The following is an 18,916-nucleotide window of genomic DNA, read 5'->3' as shown; positions in this document are numbered from 1 at the left end:
GGACGGGTCATGAGCACTGCACGGGAGCCGCAACGCAGCGGGGAGCGGTACGGAGCCGAGGTCGAAATCGATATCGACCTCTCCGACTCCGAGCCCGGGCGACGCCCCGAGCAGTGGGGCGACGCCCTCGGGCGGGTGCTCGACCCTCTCGACGTCGAGTTCACGGCGGAACCTCACGCGCTGGGGCGGATGCAGGCGATGGCGCTGGACGCCTGCACCCTCGTCTCCATCCAATCGAACGCCCATCGCGCCAGACGCACGCCGCAGCAGGTGCGCACGATGCGCGATCCCGCGCACCTCATGATCACCTACCAGCTCAGCGGTCTCGCCGTGATCCGCCAGGGCGGGCACACACTGCTGATCCGGCCGGGAGAGTTCGCGGTGACCGAGCTCGCACGACCGTTCGAGGTGATCGTCAACGGTCATCACGAGCGGATGGCCACCGTCATCCCCGGCTCCGCGGTCTCGGCGGTGGTCAGCGATTTCGACGCGCTCTCAGCCTCGACGATCGGCAGCTCCGACGGCCCGGCACGCGTGCTCAGCAGTGTGCTCGAAGGGTTCTTCTTCAACCGCGCACTGCTCGGTCCATTCGACCGGATGTCGGCCGGCGGATTCGTGCGCGATCTCATCGCCGCGATGCTGCGGCTGCACGCTCCGCTCTCGCTCCAGGAGGAAGAACGCCCGCTCACCGATGTGCTCGCATTCATCGAGCACAACCTCCGCGATCCCGATCTCACCCCGGCGGTGGTCGCGGCGAGCCACTTCATGTCGGTGCGATCGCTGCAGCTCCTCTTCAAGCCGCACAACTGGACTCCGAGCGGGTGGATCAGGCACCGACGCATGCATCACGCCCTCCACGAGCTCGCGGCGCCGAGCAACGGCTCCACCGTCTCGGACATCGCCTCGCGGTGGGGGTTCGCAGACCTGGCCCACTTCAGCCGCGTGTGCAAGCAGGCGACGGGTGTCTCGCCTCGCGAATATCGGCGCAGCACCCGCGAGGGAGAGCGGGCCCCGCAGGCCGGCCGGCTGACGACCACGGAGGACTTCTTCAGTACAGCGCGCAGAGCTACCGCTGAGCCGCCGGATTATCGCTAGAATAACCCTGTCCAGTCCGGTCGAGCTCTTCGGCCCGACCGGCCAAGGCGCTCGAAAAAGGGGCGCTGCTGTCGCACCGGCACCGCCGTCGACGCGACGAGACATACACGGCTCCAATATTCCCTTTCGAATCGCTCAAGGATCTGTGATGTCCACTCCGACTCCCTCGCTCACCCATGCCCTCGCGACCGCGCTCGCCAAGCACGCCGACCACAGCTTCGGCCTGATGGGCAACGGCAACGCCCACCTCATCGAGCACCTGGCCCAGGTCGGCGTGCCCTACACCGCCGTGCGCCACGAGGCGGGCACGGTTGCCGCGGCCGATGCCTATACCCGCGTGAGCGGCAGGCTCGCGATCGCCACCACCACCTACGGCGCGGGCTTCACCAACACCCTCACCGCGCTCGCCGAGGCGGCGCAGGCCCGCACCCCCATGCTCGTCGTCGTCGGAGACGCCCCGAGCGCGGGCCCGCGCCCCTGGGACGTCGACCAGGAGATGCTCGCCGCTGCGCTCGGCGTGCGCACGCACATGCTCTCGGTCACCAACATCGAGCGGACCGTGGATCGCGCGGTCGCCTACGCGCACCGCGTGCGCCGGCCCGTCGTGCTCGGCATCCCATACGACCTCGTGTCGGCTCCCGCCGTCGCTTCACAGGCGGGCCGCGAGGGAGCGGGATCCGGATCCGGATCCGCTGGCATCGACCTGAACGATCCGGCGGTGCTGGCCTCGCTCAGCGCCTCCGTCGCCGACATCGCGGCTCCCTCACCCGCCGCGGTGACGCCCCAGCCGGAACGCCTCGGCGGCCCCGCAGGCCACCAGCTCGAGGCCGCGGTGCGCGCGCTGATCGAGGCCGAGCGGCCGGTCGTTCTCGCCGGGCGCGGCGCGCACCTCTCGGGCGCCTCGGCGGAGCTCGGCGCGATCGCCGACACCCTCGGCGCACTCACCTCGACCACCGCACTCGCGCGCAGCATCTTCCCCGATCCGCGCTTCGACCTCGGCGTGACTGGCGGCTTCGGGCAGCAGGCCGCGATGGAGACCATCGAGCTCGCCGATGTCGTGCTCGTGGTCGGCGCGAGCCTGAACCAGTTCACGATGCGCTTCGGCGACCTCTTCGGGCCAGGCACGACCGTGATCCGCATCGACGACGAGCAGGTCTCCCCGCCGAAGACCAACCGCCCGATCACCCATCTGCTGCTGCAGGGCGACGCCCGCGCGACGCTCGCCACGCTGCGCGGCGCGCTGCTCGATGCCGGCCGGGTGCCGAGCGGGTGGCGCGAGAGCGTGCCCGGCCTCGAGCCCGGCGGCGCTCTCCGCGCTCGCGACAACGGGCTGCTCGCCCATCCCGAGGGTATCTGCGCCGACGGCCGGCTCGACCCGCGCGCGGTGGCCGCCCGCCTCGACGAACTGCTGCCCGCAGATCGGCACGTCACCACGGACGGCGGCCACTTCATCGGCTGGGCCAACACCCGCTGGCACGTGGCATCCCCTGAGCGCATGATCATGGTCGGCACCGCGTACCAGACCATCGGCCTCGGCTTCCCCACGGTCGCGGGCGTCGCGGCGGCTGCTCCCGGCACCACGACCGTGCTGAGCACCGGCGACGGCGGCGGCCTCATGGCGCTCGCGGATCTCGAGACCGCGATCCGCACCTCCCCGAGCAGCGTGATCGTGGTGTGGAACGACGGAGCCTACGGAGCCGAGGTGCACCTGTACGGCGAGATGGGGCTCGGGCAGGGCCCGATGCTGATCCCCGACGTCGATTTCGCGGGCGTCGCGAGCGCCCTCGGTGCGCAGGGAGTGCGGGTGGAGCGCCTCGACGACCTCGAGGCGCTGGCCGCGTGGACGGCGGCCGGAGCGCAGGGCACGATCCTGCTTGACTGCCGCGTCTCCCGCAGCGTGGTGGCCGAGTACCAGCGCGAGATCCAGCGCGTCAACGGCCTCGACGTCCCCGCGGAGTAGGGCGCAGGGCTGGGCGGGCCGGGCCGCGGAGGCGGCCCTTCCGCACCACTGCAGTCCTCCGCACCGTCGTAGACCTCTCGCACCGTTGTAGACCTCACGCACCGTGCGGCGGCACTGCAGCGGTGCGTGAGGTCTGCAATGGCCGCTGCTGTCACGGCAACGCATCCAGGAACCCTGCCACGTCGGCGCCGAATACCCGGGTGGCACGGCCCGGAACCTCGACGCCGAGCGATCGCAGGTGAGCCGCGAATCGAGCGCCGGTCACGACGTGTCTCGCGGCCCACCGCACGCCCCGCATCATGATGGCACCGCTTACGGCGTCCTGCCGCAGCTTCTCGGCGAAGAACACGTCGTCCGCGCTTCTGCCGTTCAGCAGTTCGACGTCGACGTACTTGATCTTTCCGTCACACTCGCCGAAAAGGTTCTGGCGCTTGAGCCAGAAGTCGAGGTGATACCGACGGCCGTCGGCTCCGAACACCTCGTGCTGCAGCTCCACCTCGATTCCGCACTGCAGGAATCGCAGGCGGCTTCCGCTCTCGAGCGGCGAATCCGCCCTGGGATCGGCGAGCAGCGCGAGCGCTCTGACCGCTCGTGCGCCCGGTCGCCCCGCGTAGGCACGCGCACGTCCGAGCATGCGCTCGCGCCAGGCCGCCCAGCGCTCGCGATCCACCAGCCTCCCGCGGCTCACCTCTCGACGCAGTGCCTCATCGATGCATGCGAGCGCGATCGGGAAGGGTTCGGAGCGTGCGATGTCGAAGAGCGTCCGCTCGATCGAAGTACATGCGAAGCCGTCGACTCGAACGACGTCGGCGGCGGACAAGCTCTCCCTGTGGCGCACGCGTGACGGCTCGGGGACCCGTCTGGCGCCAGACTCCCCGGTCGTGTGCACGACCCGGGTCTCCGAGAGCCAGCGCTCATCCTCGGGTCCCGGTTCGTCTGCCAGCCAGCGAGACCAGACGGGCAACCGATGCAGCGTCGCGGCCGAGCGGTGCGAGAACACGATCCGGGATGGGGCCACCCGCTGCGCCGCAACTACGGCGGTGAGGTGACGGGCGTCAGGCTTCACGGCGTCCCACGCACTGGCCGGCACGAACCATCCGGTGCGCAGCCTCGTCAGGCTCCCGCTTCGCACTGCCGCCGCGATCGCTCGTCCGGTCATCCCGGCACGATGAAGATCGCGCGTGCTCACGACGCTCTGCCGCGCCAGGGCGAGCGAGTCGGCGAATTCGACTCGGCGTTTCTGGTCGAGGTCCATGCGACGAGCCTCGCCGATGTCTGCGGGCAGTGAGCCGCCTCCGTGATGATCTGTGGACAACTCAGCGCGCTCACCCCCGAAGCCGCGCCTGTGGGCGAACCTCTGACGGTCTGACAGCCGTAGACCTGCTGCACCGTTGTAGACCTCTCCTACGGGATGAGAGGTCTACAACTGTGCAGGAGGTCTACAACGGCGCGGTTTCGTCAGAGGAGACAGGCAGCCGGAGCCCGGCGGGCCAGCAGGCCGGCGGCCGTCGGGACGACGGCATCCGGAGCCCGGCCGGAGGGCAGGCCGGCGGCCGTCGGGCCATCGGCCATCGGGACAACGGCCAGCGGCCAGCGGCCAGCGGACCGGCCCGCGTCAGGTGAGGCGGTACACGGTGTGGCGTACGCGATCGGCCTCGCGCACGCCGTCGGCGACGAAGAGCGCGTCCTGCAGTTCGGCGAGTGCGGGATCGGCGGTCTCGAAGCGGATCATCGCCCGGAAGTACACCCCCGAGACCCCTGCGCGCCGGATGCCGGTCGCGTGAACCCCGATCAGCGCGCCCTCCGGACTGCGCGCGTCGTAGCGGGCGTCTATCTCGAGAGCGGTCGTGCCGTCCGGCTGCGACGATGCCGCGCGCACGAGCTGACGGTCTCCCCCGCCAGGCAGGATCTCGGCCCGCAGCGCCCGCACCGCATCGCCGATCTCGGCATCCGCGATCCCGCGCAGCTCGCCCCCGACGATCGGGGTGAAACGGCGCTCACCGTCGCGCGTGAGGCCGAAACCGCGCGGCTCGCCCAACTCGACCACGATCTCGCAGACGGGGGCGAGCTCCGGCGCCGTCATGCCGCGCCCTGCCCGACGCGGGCGTTGAACGACGAGCGCGCGTTCAGCTGGTCGGGGTGGAAGCCCGCCGCGATCTTGTACTCCGCGGCGATCGTCTCGAGCTCCTCGCGCGGGATCACGGCCTCGATATCGGTGAAACCCTCCGGGGCGCGGTCCCGGGCGAGCTGCATGACCTTCTCGGGCCCGCCGCCGCGGGCCAGTTCGAGCATCCGAGCCGTCGCGGGGCGGCGCGCCCCCTCGTAGGCGGCGAGCGCCGCGTCGACCGAGGTCGCCGTCGCCAGCTCGTACGCCAACGTGCGAGCGTCGAGGGTAGCCTGCGAGCCGCCGTTCGAACCGTTCGGGTACATGGCGTGGGCGGCGTCGCCGAGCAGCACGACGCGTCCGAACGTCCACTGCGGGATCGCATCGCGGTCGACCATCGGGTACTCGAGCAGTTCCTCGGCGCCCGCGATCACTGCGGGGATATCGAGCCAGTCGTAGCTCCACCCCTCGAATATCTCGGCGATGGGGCCGCGCTCGACCTGCCGGTTCCAGTCGGCGGTGGGAGATCCCTCCCCGCGGCGCTCGGCGATGAAGTTGAGGCGCTGCCGCCCGTCCTCGAGCGGACCGCTCAGCGGGTAGGCCACGAACCGCTGCTCGCCGTCGCCGACCATGACCATGGTGCGCCCGTCGAGCAAGGGCTCGATCAGGGCGGTGCCCCGCCACAGCGTGAGACCGCTCCACACCGGTTCCCCCTCGGCCGGGTAGAACAGCTTGCGCGCAGCCGAGTGGATGCCGTCGGCTGCGATCACGAGGTCGCCGGTCAGTTCGGTACGGCTGCCATCGGGCAGCTCGAACACCGCGGTCGCCCCCGCGGCAGCGGGATCCCCGCCCAGGCCCTCCGCACCGTCCCGCAGGTCCACGAGCCGGTGCCCGAGCCGGATCACGTCCCCGAGACGCTCCTCGACGAGATCGCGCAGTTCGAGCTGCAGCCGACCACGGTGCACGGAGAGCTGCGGCCACTCATAGCCCGCGTCGCGCCCGCGCGGCTCGCTCCAGATCGGTTGCCCCTGACGGTTGAAGTAGCTGAGCGTGCCCGGTTCCACGCCGAGCGCCGCGATACGGTCGGCCACGCCGAGCTCGGTCAGCTCGCGCACCGCGTGCGGCAGGAGGTTCACCCCCACGCCCAGCCCGCGGATCTCGGGGGTGCGCTCCGCCACGGTGATATCCGTGAACCCCGCCGCCTCCAGGCTGAGCGCGGTGATGAGGCCGCCGATACCGGCCCCGACGATGATGATCTTCATGAGATGTGCTTCCTTACACGATTGCGGATGGAGAGAGGGGCCGGTCTCCTTTCCGGAGACCGGAGTAGGGATCAGGGATCAGGGATCAGAGATCAGAGATCTCTGATCCGGAGCCGGGCTCAGCGCTTTTCGACGGGTTCGGGGAGCGCACGAGTGTCGGGTGACCCGGCGGGCACCCGCTCGTGCACGACCTCGCCGGCCACGACGGTGACGGCCGTTGCCAGCCTGAACAGCTGATCCTCCGGCAGCTCGAACGGGTCCTCGGTCGCCACGACGAGGTCGGCGCGCTCCCCGACGCTCACACGCCCGGCGGCCCCGAGCACGAGCGACGCTGACCCGCTCGTGTACGCGGCGAGCGCCTCGACGAGCGTGAGCGCCTGTGAGGGGTCGAGCGGCGGCAGCCCTGCCGCCGGTCCGAAGGGGTGCGCGCGGTTGACCGCCACGTGGATCGCCTGCCAGGGATCGGCGAGCGACACTGGCCAGTCCGAGCCCATGGCGAGGTCGGCTCCGCTCTCGACGAGCTCGCGGAACGGGTACGACCGCGCCGAGCGCTCCTCCCCGACGACCGCGATCATCGATGGATCGGTGGTGGCCCACAGCCCCTGGATGTTGGCAGTCACCCCCAGGGCTCCGAAGCGCCGGGTGTCGTCGGGGGCGATCATCGAGAGGTGGGCGAGGTGGTGACGCGGTCCGGGCCCGTTGGCACGGCGCGCCGCCTCGATCGCGTCGAGGGCGACGCGCGTGCCCCGGTCGCCCATGACGTGCAGGTGGAGGGCGAAGCCTCGCGCATCGAGTCGGATCGCGAGTTCGCACATGGTCTCGGCGTCGATGTGCAGCTCGCCGGTGTGCGGGTGCGAGCAGTAGGGGTCGAGCAGAGCGGCGGTCTCCCCCTGCGGCACGCCGTCGACCATGGCCTTGCAGGTCGACGACGGCAGCCCCGCCGCCTCGTTCTCGGCGCGACGGCGCTCGAAGTGCTCGACCAGCGCCGGCACCTCGGCGAGCGTCGTACCGGCCGGGATCCACAGGGCGCCCGAGACGCGGCTGCGCAGCGACCCGTCGGAGATCGCTGCCAGGTAGGCGGGGGTGCAGTCGGCTTTTCCGTTGAACTCCCCGAGGATCGCCTCGTGCCAGCCGGTGACCCCGAGCGACCACAGGTAGCGCTGCGCCTCCAGCAGCCCGGCCGTCATCTCCTCGACTGTGGCGGCCGGGATGTACGGCGCGAGCAGCTCGACGCCGCCCTCGTTGAGGTAGCCCGTGGGCTCGCCGTGCTGGTCGTGGTAGACGTGCCCGTTGGCCGGCTGCGGGGTGTCGCGGTCGATGCCGGCGATCTCGAGGGCCCGGCTGTTGACCCAGAGCGTGTGGTGGCCGGCGTCGCTGAGGGCGATGGGACGGTCGGGGGCGATCTCGTCGAGCATCTGGCGGGTCGGGTGCTCGAACAGCTCGTGCGACCAGCCTCCGCCGGTCAACCAGGCATCGGGGTCGCCTGCGGCGTCGAGGGCCGCCGCCGCCCGCGCGATGAGCTCGACGGTGCCGTCGACCGAGTCCGCGGAGGTGAGGTCGAGGCTCAGGCGCTCGACTCCGGCGAACGCCGCGTGCGCGTGGGCGTCCACGAAGCCGGGCAGGATCGCTCCGGCGCGGGCATCGATGACACGCGTGCGGGGGCCGCGGTGAGCGAGCACCGCGGTGTCTGTCCCGACCTCGACGATGCGGCCGTTCTGCACCGCCACCGCCGTGCTCGCCGTGCGCACCCGGCCGTCGAACACTCGGCCGTTCACGATGCAGAGGTCTGCGAATTCTGACATGGTCACTCTTTCTCTCTGAGGTATCTACGCGAGCCGGAATACACGGATCACCACGCGCCCGGGCTCGGGGCGCGCGTACCCGACGAACTGCGACTCGGCCAGCCACTGCAGGGCGGGATGCTCGGTCTGGAAGGTGAAGGCGGTGCGGTAGTAGAGATCGCGCTCGTCCACGGCCTCTCCGGCGAGCATGCGCTCGAAGCTCTCGGGGTCTGTTCGCCAGTAGCCGCGGTTCACGACGTCGATCGCGGCGCGGGCGGGCTCGCCGTTCCGGTGCTCGTCCCCGCGCACCTCGGCTTCGATCACGTAGCGGGCATCGAGGCGCACGGTGAGACCGCGTCCGTGCCACCAGTCCCCGCCGCCCGGCAGGATCCGTCCGCGCAAGCGCGGACCCTCGAAGGCCCCACCCGTGATCGGCGCGAAATGCAGTCCCTCGCCCTCGGTCGAGCCTCCCATCGGCAGCGCATCGGCGACGTCGACGCGCAACTCGAAGCAGTACTCGAGCGCGGGTTCGATGAGTGCTGTCTCTGCAGCGTCGATCATGCGAGGTCCTCCATGTCGGGAACGGTCTGGGTGCCGGTGACGACGGGGATCGCCGAGGTGCGGCCCGGCCTCCGTCGCCGGGGCTTCCACCCCTCCCGCGGAATCGAATCGAGCAGCAGCCGCGTGTACTCTGCGCGGGGAGCGTCGAGAATCTCGTCGGCGGTGCCGTACTCCTCGACCGCACCCCGTCGCATCACGGCGACACTGTCGCAGAGGCGCCGGATCACGGTGAGGTCGTGGGTGATCATGAGCAGCGCCACGCCCGTATCGCGCCGGATCGCGTCGAGCAGCGAGAGGATCTCGACCTGCGTGGTCACGTCGAGCGCCGAGACCGCCTCGTCGAGCACGAGGATGCGTGGATCGGCGGCGAGCGCCCGTGCGATGGCGACGCGCTGGCGCTGCCCGCCTGACAGGGCGCGCGGACGCGCGTCGAGCAGGGCCTCGTCGAGACGCACCTGCCCCATCAGCTCGGCGATGCGCGCCTCGACGGCGGCGCGGGAGTCGCGCGGCCGGTGCACGCGGATCGCTTCGGCGAGGCACTGCCGCACGGTCTGCCTTCGATCGAGCGATTGGTAGGGATCCTGGAACACCATCTGTACGGTCTTGGCGCGCGCTCGACGTGCGGCGGTGCCGCGGGCGGGCGCGCTCCAGTCCTCGCCCGCCACGGTGACGGTGCCGGCGTCGGCGCGTTCCAGGCCGCAGATGATGCGGGCGGTGGTCGACTTGCCGGATCCCGACTCCCCCACGATGCCGAGGGACCCGCCGGAGGCGAGTTCGAACGTCACGTCGTCGACCGCGACGAAGGTCTCGCGTCCGCCGCCCGTCGCACTGCGCACCCGGAAGGTCTTGCGCAGACCGTCGACCGACAGGATCGGAGCGGGGCAGCGGTGCTCGGTCGGTTCGGTCCCGTCCTGGGCCGCGGGCTCCTCGTCGAGCGCCGCGGCCATGAGCACGCGCGTGTACTCCTCCTGCGCGTCGCGGCGCATGGTGGCCGACCGCAGCGTCTCGATCGTGCGTCCCCGCCGCATCACGGCGACGCGATCGGTGACCGCCCCGGCGAGCGCGAGGTCGTGCGTGATGAACAGCATCGACAGCTCGCGGTGCTTGCGAAGCTCCCCGATCACGGCCATCACCTCCTCCTGCGTGGTCACGTCGAGGGCCGTCGTGATCTCGTCGGCGAGTAGGATCTCGGGATCCATGGCGAGCGTCGCCGCGATCATCGTGCGCTGCAGCAGACCTCCCGACAGCTCCGCCGGGAACTGTCGCATTCGGCGGGCGGGATCGGGGATTCCGACCTCGTCGAGCAGTTCGACGGCCCGCGCACGGGCAGCATCCGGTTTCGCTCCGCCGACGCTGATCAGCGCCTCCGTCATGAAGTCGCCGATCGAGCGCAGCGGGTTGAGATGTGCGCGCGGCGTCTGGAAGACCATGCCGATGCGCCGCGCCCGCAGTTCGCGCAGCTCGCGCGTGCTCAGTTCGGCGACGTCGTGGCCGAGGATGCGGATCGATCCGCCCGTCTCGAACTGGGCGGGCAGCAGGCCCGCGACTGCGCGCACCGAGAGCGTCTTGCCCGACCCGGACTCCCCGACGAGGCCTACGGCCTCGCCCGCGCCGACCCTCAGCGTGCAGTCGTGAACGAGCGTGCGGCCCGGCATCGAGATCGACAGCCCGTCGAGTTCGAGCACGGGGGTGCCGGTGGTGTTCTCAGTGACGGTCATCGTTCCTTCTCCTCTGCCCAGGTGGTGACGCGGGCTCCGATGATGCTCACCGACAGCACGGTCAGCACCACGAAGATCGCGGGGAACAGCGACTGCTCGGGAGCGCCCGCGAGGATGCCGGCCTGGCCGCCCGCGATCATCGCACCCCAGTCGGCCGCGGGAGGCTGTTCCCCGAGGCCGAGGAACGAGATCGCCGCCAGGTCGAGCATCGCGTAGCCGAAGCCCACCGCCATCTGCGCGGCGACCACCGGCACGAGCGCGGGTACGAGATGCTTGAAGCAGATCGCGAAGCTCGACACGCCCTGTACGCGCAGTGCGGCGACGTACGGCTTGCCGAGCTCGCGAGAGGCCGCCGTCTGGGTGAGGCGGGCGACCACCGGGATGTATGCGATCGAGAGGGCGATCACGGGGGCGACGAGCCCCTTGCCGAACATCGCGACCGCCAGCACGGCGAGCACGAGGCCGGGGATCGCGAAGATCACGTCGACGATGCGCGCGATCGTGCCGCGCAGCACCCCGCCGAACCAGGCTCCGGTCACTGCGAGAGCCGCCCCCGCGATCGTCGAGAGGATCACGACGAAGATCGGCGCGACGACACTCGTTCGGGCGCCCACGAGCACGCGGGACAGGATGTCCCGGCCGACGTCGTCGGTGCCGAACGGGTGCGAGATCGACGCGATGCCGTTCACGTCGCCGACGTAGAGCTCGGTATGGTCGTAGGGCGCGATCCACGGCCCGACCACCGCGGCGATCGCGATGACGCCGAACACGGCGAGGGCCGAGACGAACATCCAGTCTTTCCGGGCCGCGCGGATCGCGGCCTTCGGCGCCCGGCCTGCTGCCAGCTGTGCGACGCTCATGCCTGCCTCCCTGCGGTGATGGTGTCGGGGTCGATGAGGGCGCCGAGCAGGTCGGCGACGGCGTTCAGCACCACGAAGATGGCGACGAGCAGCAGGGACACGAGTTGCACGACCGGCAGGTCCTTGCGGGCGGCCGCCTCCGTGAGCAGGGAGCCGATGCCGCCGAGGCCGAACGCCTGCTCGGCGATGGCAGAGGCCGCGAAGAGACCCGCGATGGTGGTGCCCGAAATCGCGAGGATCTGCGGTGACGCGTTGCGGAACACGTGCACTCGGAAGATGCGGCTGCGCGGGATGCCGCGCACCCGAGCCGTCTCGACGTGCTCGGAGTGCAGCTGAGCGACGAGCGAGCTGCGGGTCACGCGGCTGATGTAGGCGATGAACATGACGGAGAGCGAGACCGCGGGCAGGATCAGGTGCCACAGTCGGTCCCACCCGCCCGTCCCCTCGCCGAAGACGGGGAACCAGCCGAGGCTCTTCGCGAAGATCCAGATCAGCAGGATCGCGACCACGAAGGTGGGCAGCGCCATGCCGAGCGCCGTAGCGACGGCGACGGCGCGGTCCACGGCCGGGCCGCGGGTCGCGGCGAGGATGCCCGAGCCCACGCCGAACACGAGGATGATGACGACGGTGAGGAGCACCAGTTGGAAGGTGACGCCGAAGCGGGGGGCCACGAGGTCGAGCACGTCGGTCTTGTAGACGAAGGAGCGCCCGAAATCACCGGTGAAGACGCCTCCGAGCCACTGCAGATAGCGCGACCAGATCGGGTCGTCGAGGTGGTACTCGGCGCGGATCTGGGTGATGAGCTCGGGGGTCGGCTTGGCCCCGCCCGCGAGAGCCGCGATGGGGTCGCCCGGCGTGAGCAGCAGGGCGGAGAAGATCACGACGCTCGACAGGAAGAGGGTCAGCAGCAGGCCACCGAGCCTTCCCAGCAGAGTGCGTATCAGGAGTCCGTTCACCGTGTGGTTCCTTACGTGTTCAGTCGGTTCGAGCGGGGCTTCCCCGCCCGTCATCCTGCGTGCACGGAATGTGCGAGAGAAACGCTGCTCGTCCGCAGGATGACGTCGGAGGGGTGCTGGCGCGTCCCTCCGACGTCACTTGCCGCCGAGGTGCAGCGCCCAGGGGCTGCTGTAGATGGCGATCGACGTGGTGGCACCGGTCAGCTCGTCGGAGAGATAGGTGAGCTGGTAGGAGCCCGCCAGGGTCACCTGCAACTGATCGGGAGCGAAGATCCGCTGCGCCGCCACGAATTCCTCGGCCGCGGTTTCCGCGTCCGTCGCGGTGCGTGCCGCCTCCATGTGGGCGGTGACCTCGTCGTTCGAGTAGCCGCTCCAGTTGAAGACGCCGCCGCGATCCTCGGGCAGCGTGAACAGCGACGGGTAGCCGATCACGCCGGGGGTCTCGAGGTAGCCCTGCGTGGCGACGAAGTCGATGCCGTCGCGGGCGCCCGGATCGTAGAACATCGCACCGAAGTCGGCGGGCTGCATCTCATCGATCTCGATGTCGAGTCCGATGCTCTTCCCTGCGCTCTGGATGATGGCGGCGGTCTGCTGGAACTCCTTCGCGCCGGCGGGGATCGCCACGACGAGCGGCTGGCTGACGTCCTCGCCGCTCTCCTCGATGAGCTGCTTCGCGCGCTCGAGGTCGACCTCGGGGGCGTCGAGCTCGTCGTAGGCCGCCTGGTAGATGCTGCTCGCCTCGGATTCGCCGAACGTGAAGGGCGGCACGATGGTCTTCTGCGCCTCGCCGAGCCCGTTCAATACGGTGTCGATGTACTTCTCACGGTCGATGGCGAGACTGAGCGCCTGACGGATCGCGGGATTCGCGGCGGGGCCGTCGGCTGTGGCCGGGCCGAAGCTGAACGATGCCGTCGAGGGGCCGAGGATCAGGCTGCCGGATCCCTCACCCTCGAACGCGCCGCGCGAGCCCGGCGGCACGTTGTAGGCTCCGTCGATCTCGCCCTGGGTGAGCGCCGTCGAGAGGGTCGACCCGTCGGTCACGAAGACGTACTTCAGGGTCTCGACGAGCGGCGCACCGCCCCAGTAGTGCTCGTTCGCGGTGGTGACGATCTCGCTGCCGGGCGTCCACCCTCCCTGCGCGAGCTGGTAGGGGCCGGTGCACATGAGCCCGCCCTCCGCGGTGCCGAGCGCGGGGCCGGCCTGCTCGCCGTAGGCCTTGCTCATCACCGCACCGGCGCCGCCCGCGATGGCGTCTCGGAAGGCGGAGTCGGGTGCGTCGAAGCGCACCGTCACCTCGAGGTCGCCGGTCTTTTCGATGCTCGAGACGAGCACGAACGCGGCGAACCACTGCGAGGCGGGATCCTGGCCGCGCTGCAGGCTGTAGACCACGTCGTCGGCTGTGAGCGGGGTGCCGTCCCAGAACAAGACGTCGTCGCGCAGTTCGATGACGAAGGTCACGGGGTCGATCCACTCGGCGCTCTCGGCGACGCCGGGAGCGATCGAGAAGTCGGGCTGCAGCTGCAGCAGGTTCTCGCAGAGGTTGGGGATGATCACCGTCGCCGACGTGCCCGGGTCGAGCGTCGCCGGCTCGCCCTCGACGACCGACCACACGACCTCGTCGACCGGGGTCTCGGCCGCGGGCAGCGCCGTGACGAGCTGTTCCCGATCGACCGCCTCCCGACTCTCGGTAGCAACGCTCTCGCGCGGCGCGCAGGCGGTGACGGCGAAGAGCCCCGCCGCTCCGAGCGCCAGTGCCGCGACCAGTCCGCTTCGTTTCATGGTTCCGTCCTTTCGGAATCGCCTCGGGGTGGATCGACGATGATCCATCCGAGGCACATCATAATATAACGCTGTTGTACATCAATGTTGCATTTTTGTGAGGCCGGTCGCTAGGCTCGCGCTATGCCCAAGGACATCGACCGTGAAGCACGACTCCAGGCCATCGCCGAGGCCACGATCCGCGTCGCCCGCGCTTCAGGCGCCAACGCCGTCACCATCCGTGCGGTCGCCCGCGAGCTCGGCGGGTCCACCACGCTCGTCACGAACTACCTCCCCTCGCGCACCGCGCTGATCCTCAACGTGCTCGACCGCGCCAGCGCTCGATGGCGCTCCGAATACGAGAACGTCGTCGACGACCTCTCCCCCGCCGAGCGCTTCGAGGCCCTGGTCTCGTGGGAGCCCGAACCCGACGATGCCGAACCCGTGCTGCGGGCCCTGATCCTCGAGATCGTCGCGAACGCCGAAACGGAGCCCGCGCTGCGCGACGTGCTGCGCCGGGAATCGGCGGGGTACCGGGCGGCGCTGCGCGAAACCGCTCGCGAGGCCGGCTACGCCGATCCCGACCTCGCGAGCGAGCTCGGCTACCTGCTGCTGCGCGGCTCCTACTTCGCGAATGCCGAGGACCCCGCGTACTGGAACGCGGCGCGCACGCGCGAGGTCGCACTGTCTGCGCTGCGCGCGCTGCCCTCCGTCCCGCGCGCGCGAGATGCTTAGAAGCAGACGCGAAGCGTTCTCTGCATCTCCCGATGGCGCCCACGGCACCACCGCGTTGCGGGATCCTGCGACGCGTACACTCGCGCAGGATGACGAGGATAGCCCGATCCGCCGCATCATCGCACCGCGAAGACCCGGACGCAGACCTGCGCTTCCCCCGTCTCGCTCTCACCGTCTCGCGCGAGGCCGATGAACTGATGCTCGGCGAGCCAGCGATGCGCGGGAGCATCGGTCTGGAAGACCGGGGCGGTGCGGAAGTAGAGTCCGGGCTCGTCCTCGGGGACCGCCTCACCACGCTCCATGCGGGCGATCACATCGTCACTCGCGCGGAAGTAGCCGCGGTTGAGCACGTCGATGACGGAGCCGTCGTCAGCGCGGATCAGGTAGCGCGCCTCGAGCTGGGAGGTCCCCGAGCGCTCCACGGCCCAATCTCCGCCTCCCGCGAGCACCTCCCCGTTCAGCCGCGGCCCGGCCACGCTCCCGCCCGAGATCGGCGTGAAGGTGAGCACCTCGTCGACGCCGCGACCCACACGCACATCGGGCTCGATCGTGGCACGGATCTCGAAGACGTACTCGAGGCAGGGATCAGGCAGGGATGAGTCGGGATCTGCACGACTCACCACCGCAGCGCACTCAGGGGTCGATCCGGGTTTCTGCGAGGTCATACGAGTGCTCCTTCCAGCACGGGTATATCGATGGCGAGGGCGTGAACTCCCCCGACCACGACGGTCTGCGTGTTCGGCATCATCCGTTCGCCGTCCGTCCAGGGGTCCGCCCCGGTACCGGGTTGCGGCAGGAACTCGGGGTAGTCGCTGCTCGACAGATGCACCCGCAGCCGGTGCCCGGCGCGCAGCCGGTAGCCGACCTGCCCGAGATCGATCTCGAGGGTCTCCGGCCGCGTCGCGTCGCGCAGCTGCATCTGACCTCGGGCGATCCTGAGCGCGGTCCCGTCGGGAGCCACGTCGAGCAGACGCACGAAGCAGTCGGCGACCGGGCCCGTCGAGCGGAACCGTACCCGCGCGATGACCGGACCGGCCAGGTCGACGTCGCCCTCCTGCACCGGGGCTTCGAACACGAGCACGTCATGCCGGGCGCCGAGAGGAGCCTCGTCCGGCAGGTGCAGCAGGTATGAGAACGCGTCGGGCACGCTCGACGGCACCGGGTTCGCCGGGTCATGCTCCCAGTGAAGCTCGGACTCGAGCTCCGGCCGCTCGCTCACGAGGCGTCTGCTCGTCGTCGCGAAACGCGTCTCGATGCGAATGCCCGCAGGCGGCCACTCGGGGGCGGTGCGCATTTCATCGGTGCCGGCGAGATTCCAGGTCACCCGGGGCATATCAGCCGGCCGACCCTTGCCGCGCACGAATATGTCGAAGAACTCCAGTGCGGGGTCGAGATAGGCGGGGAGCATGGCGCGGATCTGATCCTCGCTGCGGTCCTCGACCCGATCCTCGGGGGGCTCCAGCAGCGTGTGATTCTCGTGATCGATCGACTCGATGCGCAGGTAGCGGTGCGCGTCCCAGTGCGGGTGCCGCGCGATCTCGGCCTCGTCGGCCCACGACAGCGGGGCGCAGTTGTCCCACCAGCCGATCGTGTGCAGCACCGGCACGGAGCGCCCGGTGAACGGGCTCCCGTGGGGGAAGCGCGGCAGGATCACCGGGTGCGGCACCCACTGGTCGTAGGAGACCGATCGCCGGCCGCGCTCGGCCATGAACGCCTCGGCCTGCGCCGCGAAGTCGCGCCGGTCCCAGTCCGGCTCCCACAGATACGTGTCGCCGCCGAAGAAGTGGGTGAGCGGGTAGAGGTTCGTGATCCCCATCTCCACCGCGCGAGTGCGGCCTGCGTGCCTCCGGTGCACCGGCTCGCCCAGCCGGGTGCCGGTGAGACGCGGCGCGATCGCCTTGAGGGCCGTGTGGCCGCTCGCTGCGGCGGCCCACTGCGTGTAGCCATAGTAGCTGTCGCCCCACATCGCCACCCGGCCGTTCGACCAGGGCTGCTGCACGATCCAGTCGAGGGTATCGGCGCCGTCGCGCACCTCGTTGACGAACAGCAGGGCCTCGCCCTCCGAGCGGAACTTACCGCGCACGTCCTGCGCCACGACGCGGTAGCCGTGCGCCATGAAGTACTCGGCGATCAGCGGGATGAAGGTGTACTCGCCGCTCTTGTCGTAGGGCAGGCGGATCAGGATCGTATAGCCCGGAGTCTCATCGCGCCGGTCCCCCTCACCCGCGGGCAGGTAGACATCGGTCGCGAGGCGCACCCCGTCACGGGTTCGCACGCGTTCCTCGCGTGCGAGCGGGCTGACCGGCGCCGGGGCCAGGTGCAGGTACTGCGTCGTCATGTCGCTCCTTCGGGACGTGGGCGGAACGGTTCGGGCCGTCCGCGTGAGAACCAAGCTAGGGTCACTTCAATAAATAGTCAAGTCGGACTAGACAATTTTTCTCGGCGACGCGATCGCGCTAGTCTTCGAGAGGGTGCCGCTCGCCCTGGAGCACCGCACCGACCCCGGAAAGGAGGGCCCATGGCACGCCCCTCGGTCGCCGACGAGCGCCGCGAGCAGATCATCGAGGCGACTCTGCAGACCATTTCCGAGCAGGGGATCAGCAAGACGACGCTCGACCGCATCGCCGACGCCGCCGGCATGTCACGCGGTCACGTGCGGCACTTCGTCGGCAATCGCGATCGCCTGCTGCTCGACGCGGCGCGCGCCTTCTACGCCGACGAGCGCGGCGAGCCGGCGATCCTGCCCGTCGCCATCGACGACCTCGGCAGCGCCCTCGACTTCCTCTTCGGCCCCGAGTTCGCGGCCTCGGGCGCGGAGAACGCGATCGTGCTCGCGTTCGTCGAGCTCGCGAGATCCACCCCCGAGATCGCGGAGGTGCTCGCCGCGGCCTACACCTCGACACGCGAGAGACTCTCCGCCTACCTCGCCGAAGCCAAGCCCGACGCCCCCGCCGCGACACGCGAGGCGGCCGCCCAGGGAGTGCTCTCAGCCGCGCTCGGCAACGTATTCATCGGAGACTTCGACCGGGACGACGGCCGCACCGCCCGCGCGCGCGCCGCCGTCGACGCCCTGCTCGAGGCCCTGTGACCGCACCCTCCTGAACGACGCGAACGACCCGAACAGCCCAAACAGCCCAAACAGCCCAAACAGCCCGAACAGCCCGAACGATTTGGGGTCAGTTTCTGCCGTGTCGTCCGGCGCGACACGGCAGAAACTGACCCCAAATCGATGACACGGCAGAAAGCGACCCGGGAACACCGGCAGGTCCCCGGGAAGTTGCGGCTAGAGCGCGCAGCGCGGCAGCGCATGGCCCGCGAAGGAGCAGCCGCCGCACCGCGCGGCGGGTCTACAACGGTGCAGGAGGTCTGCAACGGCGCGCGGAATGGGATCCGCCGAGCCGGCAGGACTGCGCCGGCGAACCGAGAACCAGACCCGCTCGCGAATGCAGACCGCAGCTACCGCGCGGCGAGCCCGTCGATGAGTCGGGCGAACGCGGCGAAGGCGCGATCCGCGTCCCGCTCACCCGCGGCCACTCCGATCGCCGCCTCCCGCATGGCCCCGACCAGCAGCGCCGCCACGGTGTCGGCGTCGACCTCGGCGTCGACCTCCCCCGCGGTCTGCGCCGCCTCGAGCGCTTCGCGGATCATCACGATGCTCGATCCCGAACCGATGCCGCGCTCCGCCCCGTCGACGATGAGCGTCGGCCCCGACACGTTGTAGAAGTGGCCGATGCGTGCATCGCCCGCGAGGTCGAACATGGCCCGGGCGTGGGCGACGATCCGGCCCCGCCAGTCCCCCGCGGCCGACACCGCCTCTCGCGTGCGCTCGACGAGCCCCCGCCCGAGTCGCGCGTACGCGGCGCGCAGCAGTTCGTCGCGGCCGCCGGGGAAATAGGCGTAGACGGTGCCGCGCGAGATGCCCGATTCCGCCGACACCCGGTCGATGGTCGTGTCGGCGAGGCCGCTCTGGCCGATCACCGCGAGCACGGCGTCGACCAGTTCCTCGCGCGTGCGCTGCTGGCGGCGCTCGCGCAGCGTGGTCTGGGGTGCGGTCGTTGCGGTCACCCCATCAGTGTAGAAGCTGCGCGCGCCACTTGTGTACTCCGAGTTTGGTTTCTATACTCGG

Annotated in this window: 16 protein-coding genes; 4 read left to right on the top strand and 12 right to left on the bottom strand. The window is 70.3% G+C overall.

The genetic code is table 11. The features are described from left to right. The first annotated feature begins 9 nt into the window (after positions 1–9). Together KVY00_RS14300 and KVY00_RS14295 are read left to right on the top strand one after the other, a co-directional pair. Positions 10–1,095 (top strand): helix-turn-helix domain-containing protein, encoded by a 1,086-nt coding sequence (locus KVY00_RS14300; protein ID WP_223043536.1) that lies wholly within the window; start codon positions 10–12, stop codon positions 1,093–1,095. 148 nt (positions 1,096–1,243) lie between these two features. After that, positions 1,244–3,055 (top strand): thiamine pyrophosphate-binding protein, encoded by a 1,812-nt coding sequence (locus KVY00_RS14295; protein WP_223043535.1) that lies wholly within the window; start codon positions 1,244–1,246, stop codon positions 3,053–3,055. Between the two features lie 151 nt (positions 3,056–3,206). Here KVY00_RS14295 and KVY00_RS14290 read toward each other — a convergent pair whose 3' ends face one another. From KVY00_RS14290 to KVY00_RS14250, 9 genes are all read right to left on the bottom strand, one after another. Further along, complete coding sequence (locus KVY00_RS14290; RefSeq protein ID WP_223043534.1) at positions 3,207–4,310, bottom strand: type IV toxin-antitoxin system AbiEi family antitoxin domain-containing protein; 1,104 nt, start codon at positions 4,308–4,310, stop codon at positions 3,207–3,209. A 360-nt stretch (positions 4,311–4,670) separates the two neighbouring features. Then, complete coding sequence (locus tag KVY00_RS14285; RefSeq protein WP_223043533.1) at positions 4,671–5,138, bottom strand: DUF3237 domain-containing protein; 468 nt, start codon at positions 5,136–5,138, stop codon at positions 4,671–4,673. Next, positions 5,135–6,421, bottom strand: a complete 1,287-nt coding sequence (locus KVY00_RS14280; protein ID WP_223043532.1) for a flavin-dependent oxidoreductase — start codon at positions 6,419–6,421, stop codon at positions 5,135–5,137. The genes KVY00_RS14285 and KVY00_RS14280 overlap by 4 nt, the downstream gene beginning before the upstream one ends. 119 nt (positions 6,422–6,540) lie before the next feature. Next, entirely contained in the window at positions 6,541–8,223 is a 1,683-nt protein-coding gene (locus KVY00_RS14275) for an amidohydrolase (protein WP_223043531.1), read from the bottom strand. Positions 8,224–8,247: 24 nt separating this feature from the next. Further along, entirely contained in the window at positions 8,248–8,763 is a 516-nt protein-coding gene (locus tag KVY00_RS14270; RefSeq protein WP_223043530.1) for a DUF3237 domain-containing protein, read from the bottom strand. Continuing rightward, positions 8,760–10,481: an ABC transporter ATP-binding protein gene (locus KVY00_RS14265; protein ID WP_223043529.1), complete on the bottom strand. Its 1,722-nt coding sequence runs from the start codon at positions 10,479–10,481 to the stop codon at positions 8,760–8,762. The genes KVY00_RS14270 and KVY00_RS14265 overlap by 4 nt, the downstream gene beginning before the upstream one ends. Continuing rightward, a complete protein-coding gene (locus KVY00_RS14260) occupies positions 10,478–11,341 on the bottom strand; it encodes an ABC transporter permease (RefSeq protein ID WP_223043528.1) in 864 nt (287 codons plus the stop codon). Before KVY00_RS14260 ends, KVY00_RS14265 begins: the two co-directional genes overlap by 4 nt. After that, the gene (locus tag KVY00_RS14255; protein ID WP_223043527.1) at positions 11,338–12,297 is read right to left on the bottom strand and encodes an ABC transporter permease; all 960 of its coding nucleotides are present in this window, start codon (positions 12,295–12,297) and stop codon (positions 11,338–11,340) included. The genes KVY00_RS14260 and KVY00_RS14255 overlap by 4 nt, the downstream gene beginning before the upstream one ends. Before the next feature lie 135 nt (positions 12,298–12,432). After that, positions 12,433–14,076 (bottom strand): ABC transporter substrate-binding protein, encoded by a 1,644-nt coding sequence (locus tag KVY00_RS14250; protein ID WP_223043526.1) that lies wholly within the window; start codon positions 14,074–14,076, stop codon positions 12,433–12,435. 123 nt (positions 14,077–14,199) lie between these two features. On the opposite strand from KVY00_RS14250, the gene KVY00_RS14245 reads away from it, so the two are divergent. Continuing rightward, positions 14,200–14,790 carry a TetR/AcrR family transcriptional regulator gene (locus KVY00_RS14245; protein ID WP_223043525.1) on the top strand — a complete coding sequence of 197 codons (591 nt, stop codon included), beginning with the start codon at positions 14,200–14,202 and terminating at the stop codon, positions 14,788–14,790. Positions 14,791–14,906: 116 nt separating this feature from the next. Here KVY00_RS14245 and KVY00_RS14240 read toward each other — a convergent pair whose 3' ends face one another. Both KVY00_RS14240 and KVY00_RS14235 read right to left on the bottom strand, forming a co-directional pair. Continuing rightward, the gene (locus KVY00_RS14240) at positions 14,907–15,455 is read right to left on the bottom strand and encodes a DUF3237 domain-containing protein (RefSeq protein WP_223043524.1); all 549 of its coding nucleotides are present in this window, start codon (positions 15,453–15,455) and stop codon (positions 14,907–14,909) included. Beyond that, positions 15,452–17,128 carry a CocE/NonD family hydrolase gene (locus KVY00_RS14235; protein WP_223043523.1) on the bottom strand — a complete coding sequence of 559 codons (1,677 nt, stop codon included), beginning with the start codon at positions 17,126–17,128 and terminating at the stop codon, positions 15,452–15,454. Before KVY00_RS14235 ends, KVY00_RS14240 begins: the two co-directional genes overlap by 4 nt. Positions 17,129–17,308: 180 nt before the next feature. On the opposite strand from KVY00_RS14235, the gene KVY00_RS14230 reads away from it, so the two are divergent. Beyond that, positions 17,309–17,878 (top strand): TetR/AcrR family transcriptional regulator, encoded by a 570-nt coding sequence (locus tag KVY00_RS14230; RefSeq protein WP_223043522.1) that lies wholly within the window; start codon positions 17,309–17,311, stop codon positions 17,876–17,878. Positions 17,879–18,246: 368 nt separating this feature from the next. Here KVY00_RS14230 and KVY00_RS14225 read toward each other — a convergent pair whose 3' ends face one another. Further along, a complete protein-coding gene (locus tag KVY00_RS14225; protein WP_223043521.1) occupies positions 18,247–18,855 on the bottom strand; it encodes a TetR/AcrR family transcriptional regulator in 609 nt (202 codons plus the stop codon). Positions 18,856–18,916 lie beyond the last annotated feature (61 nt).

The organism is Leucobacter tenebrionis, from assembly GCF_019884725.1.
Lineage (GTDB): Bacteria > Actinomycetota > Actinomycetes > Actinomycetales > Microbacteriaceae > Leucobacter > Leucobacter tenebrionis.
This window is presented reverse-complemented; position numbering and strand designations above follow the sequence as displayed.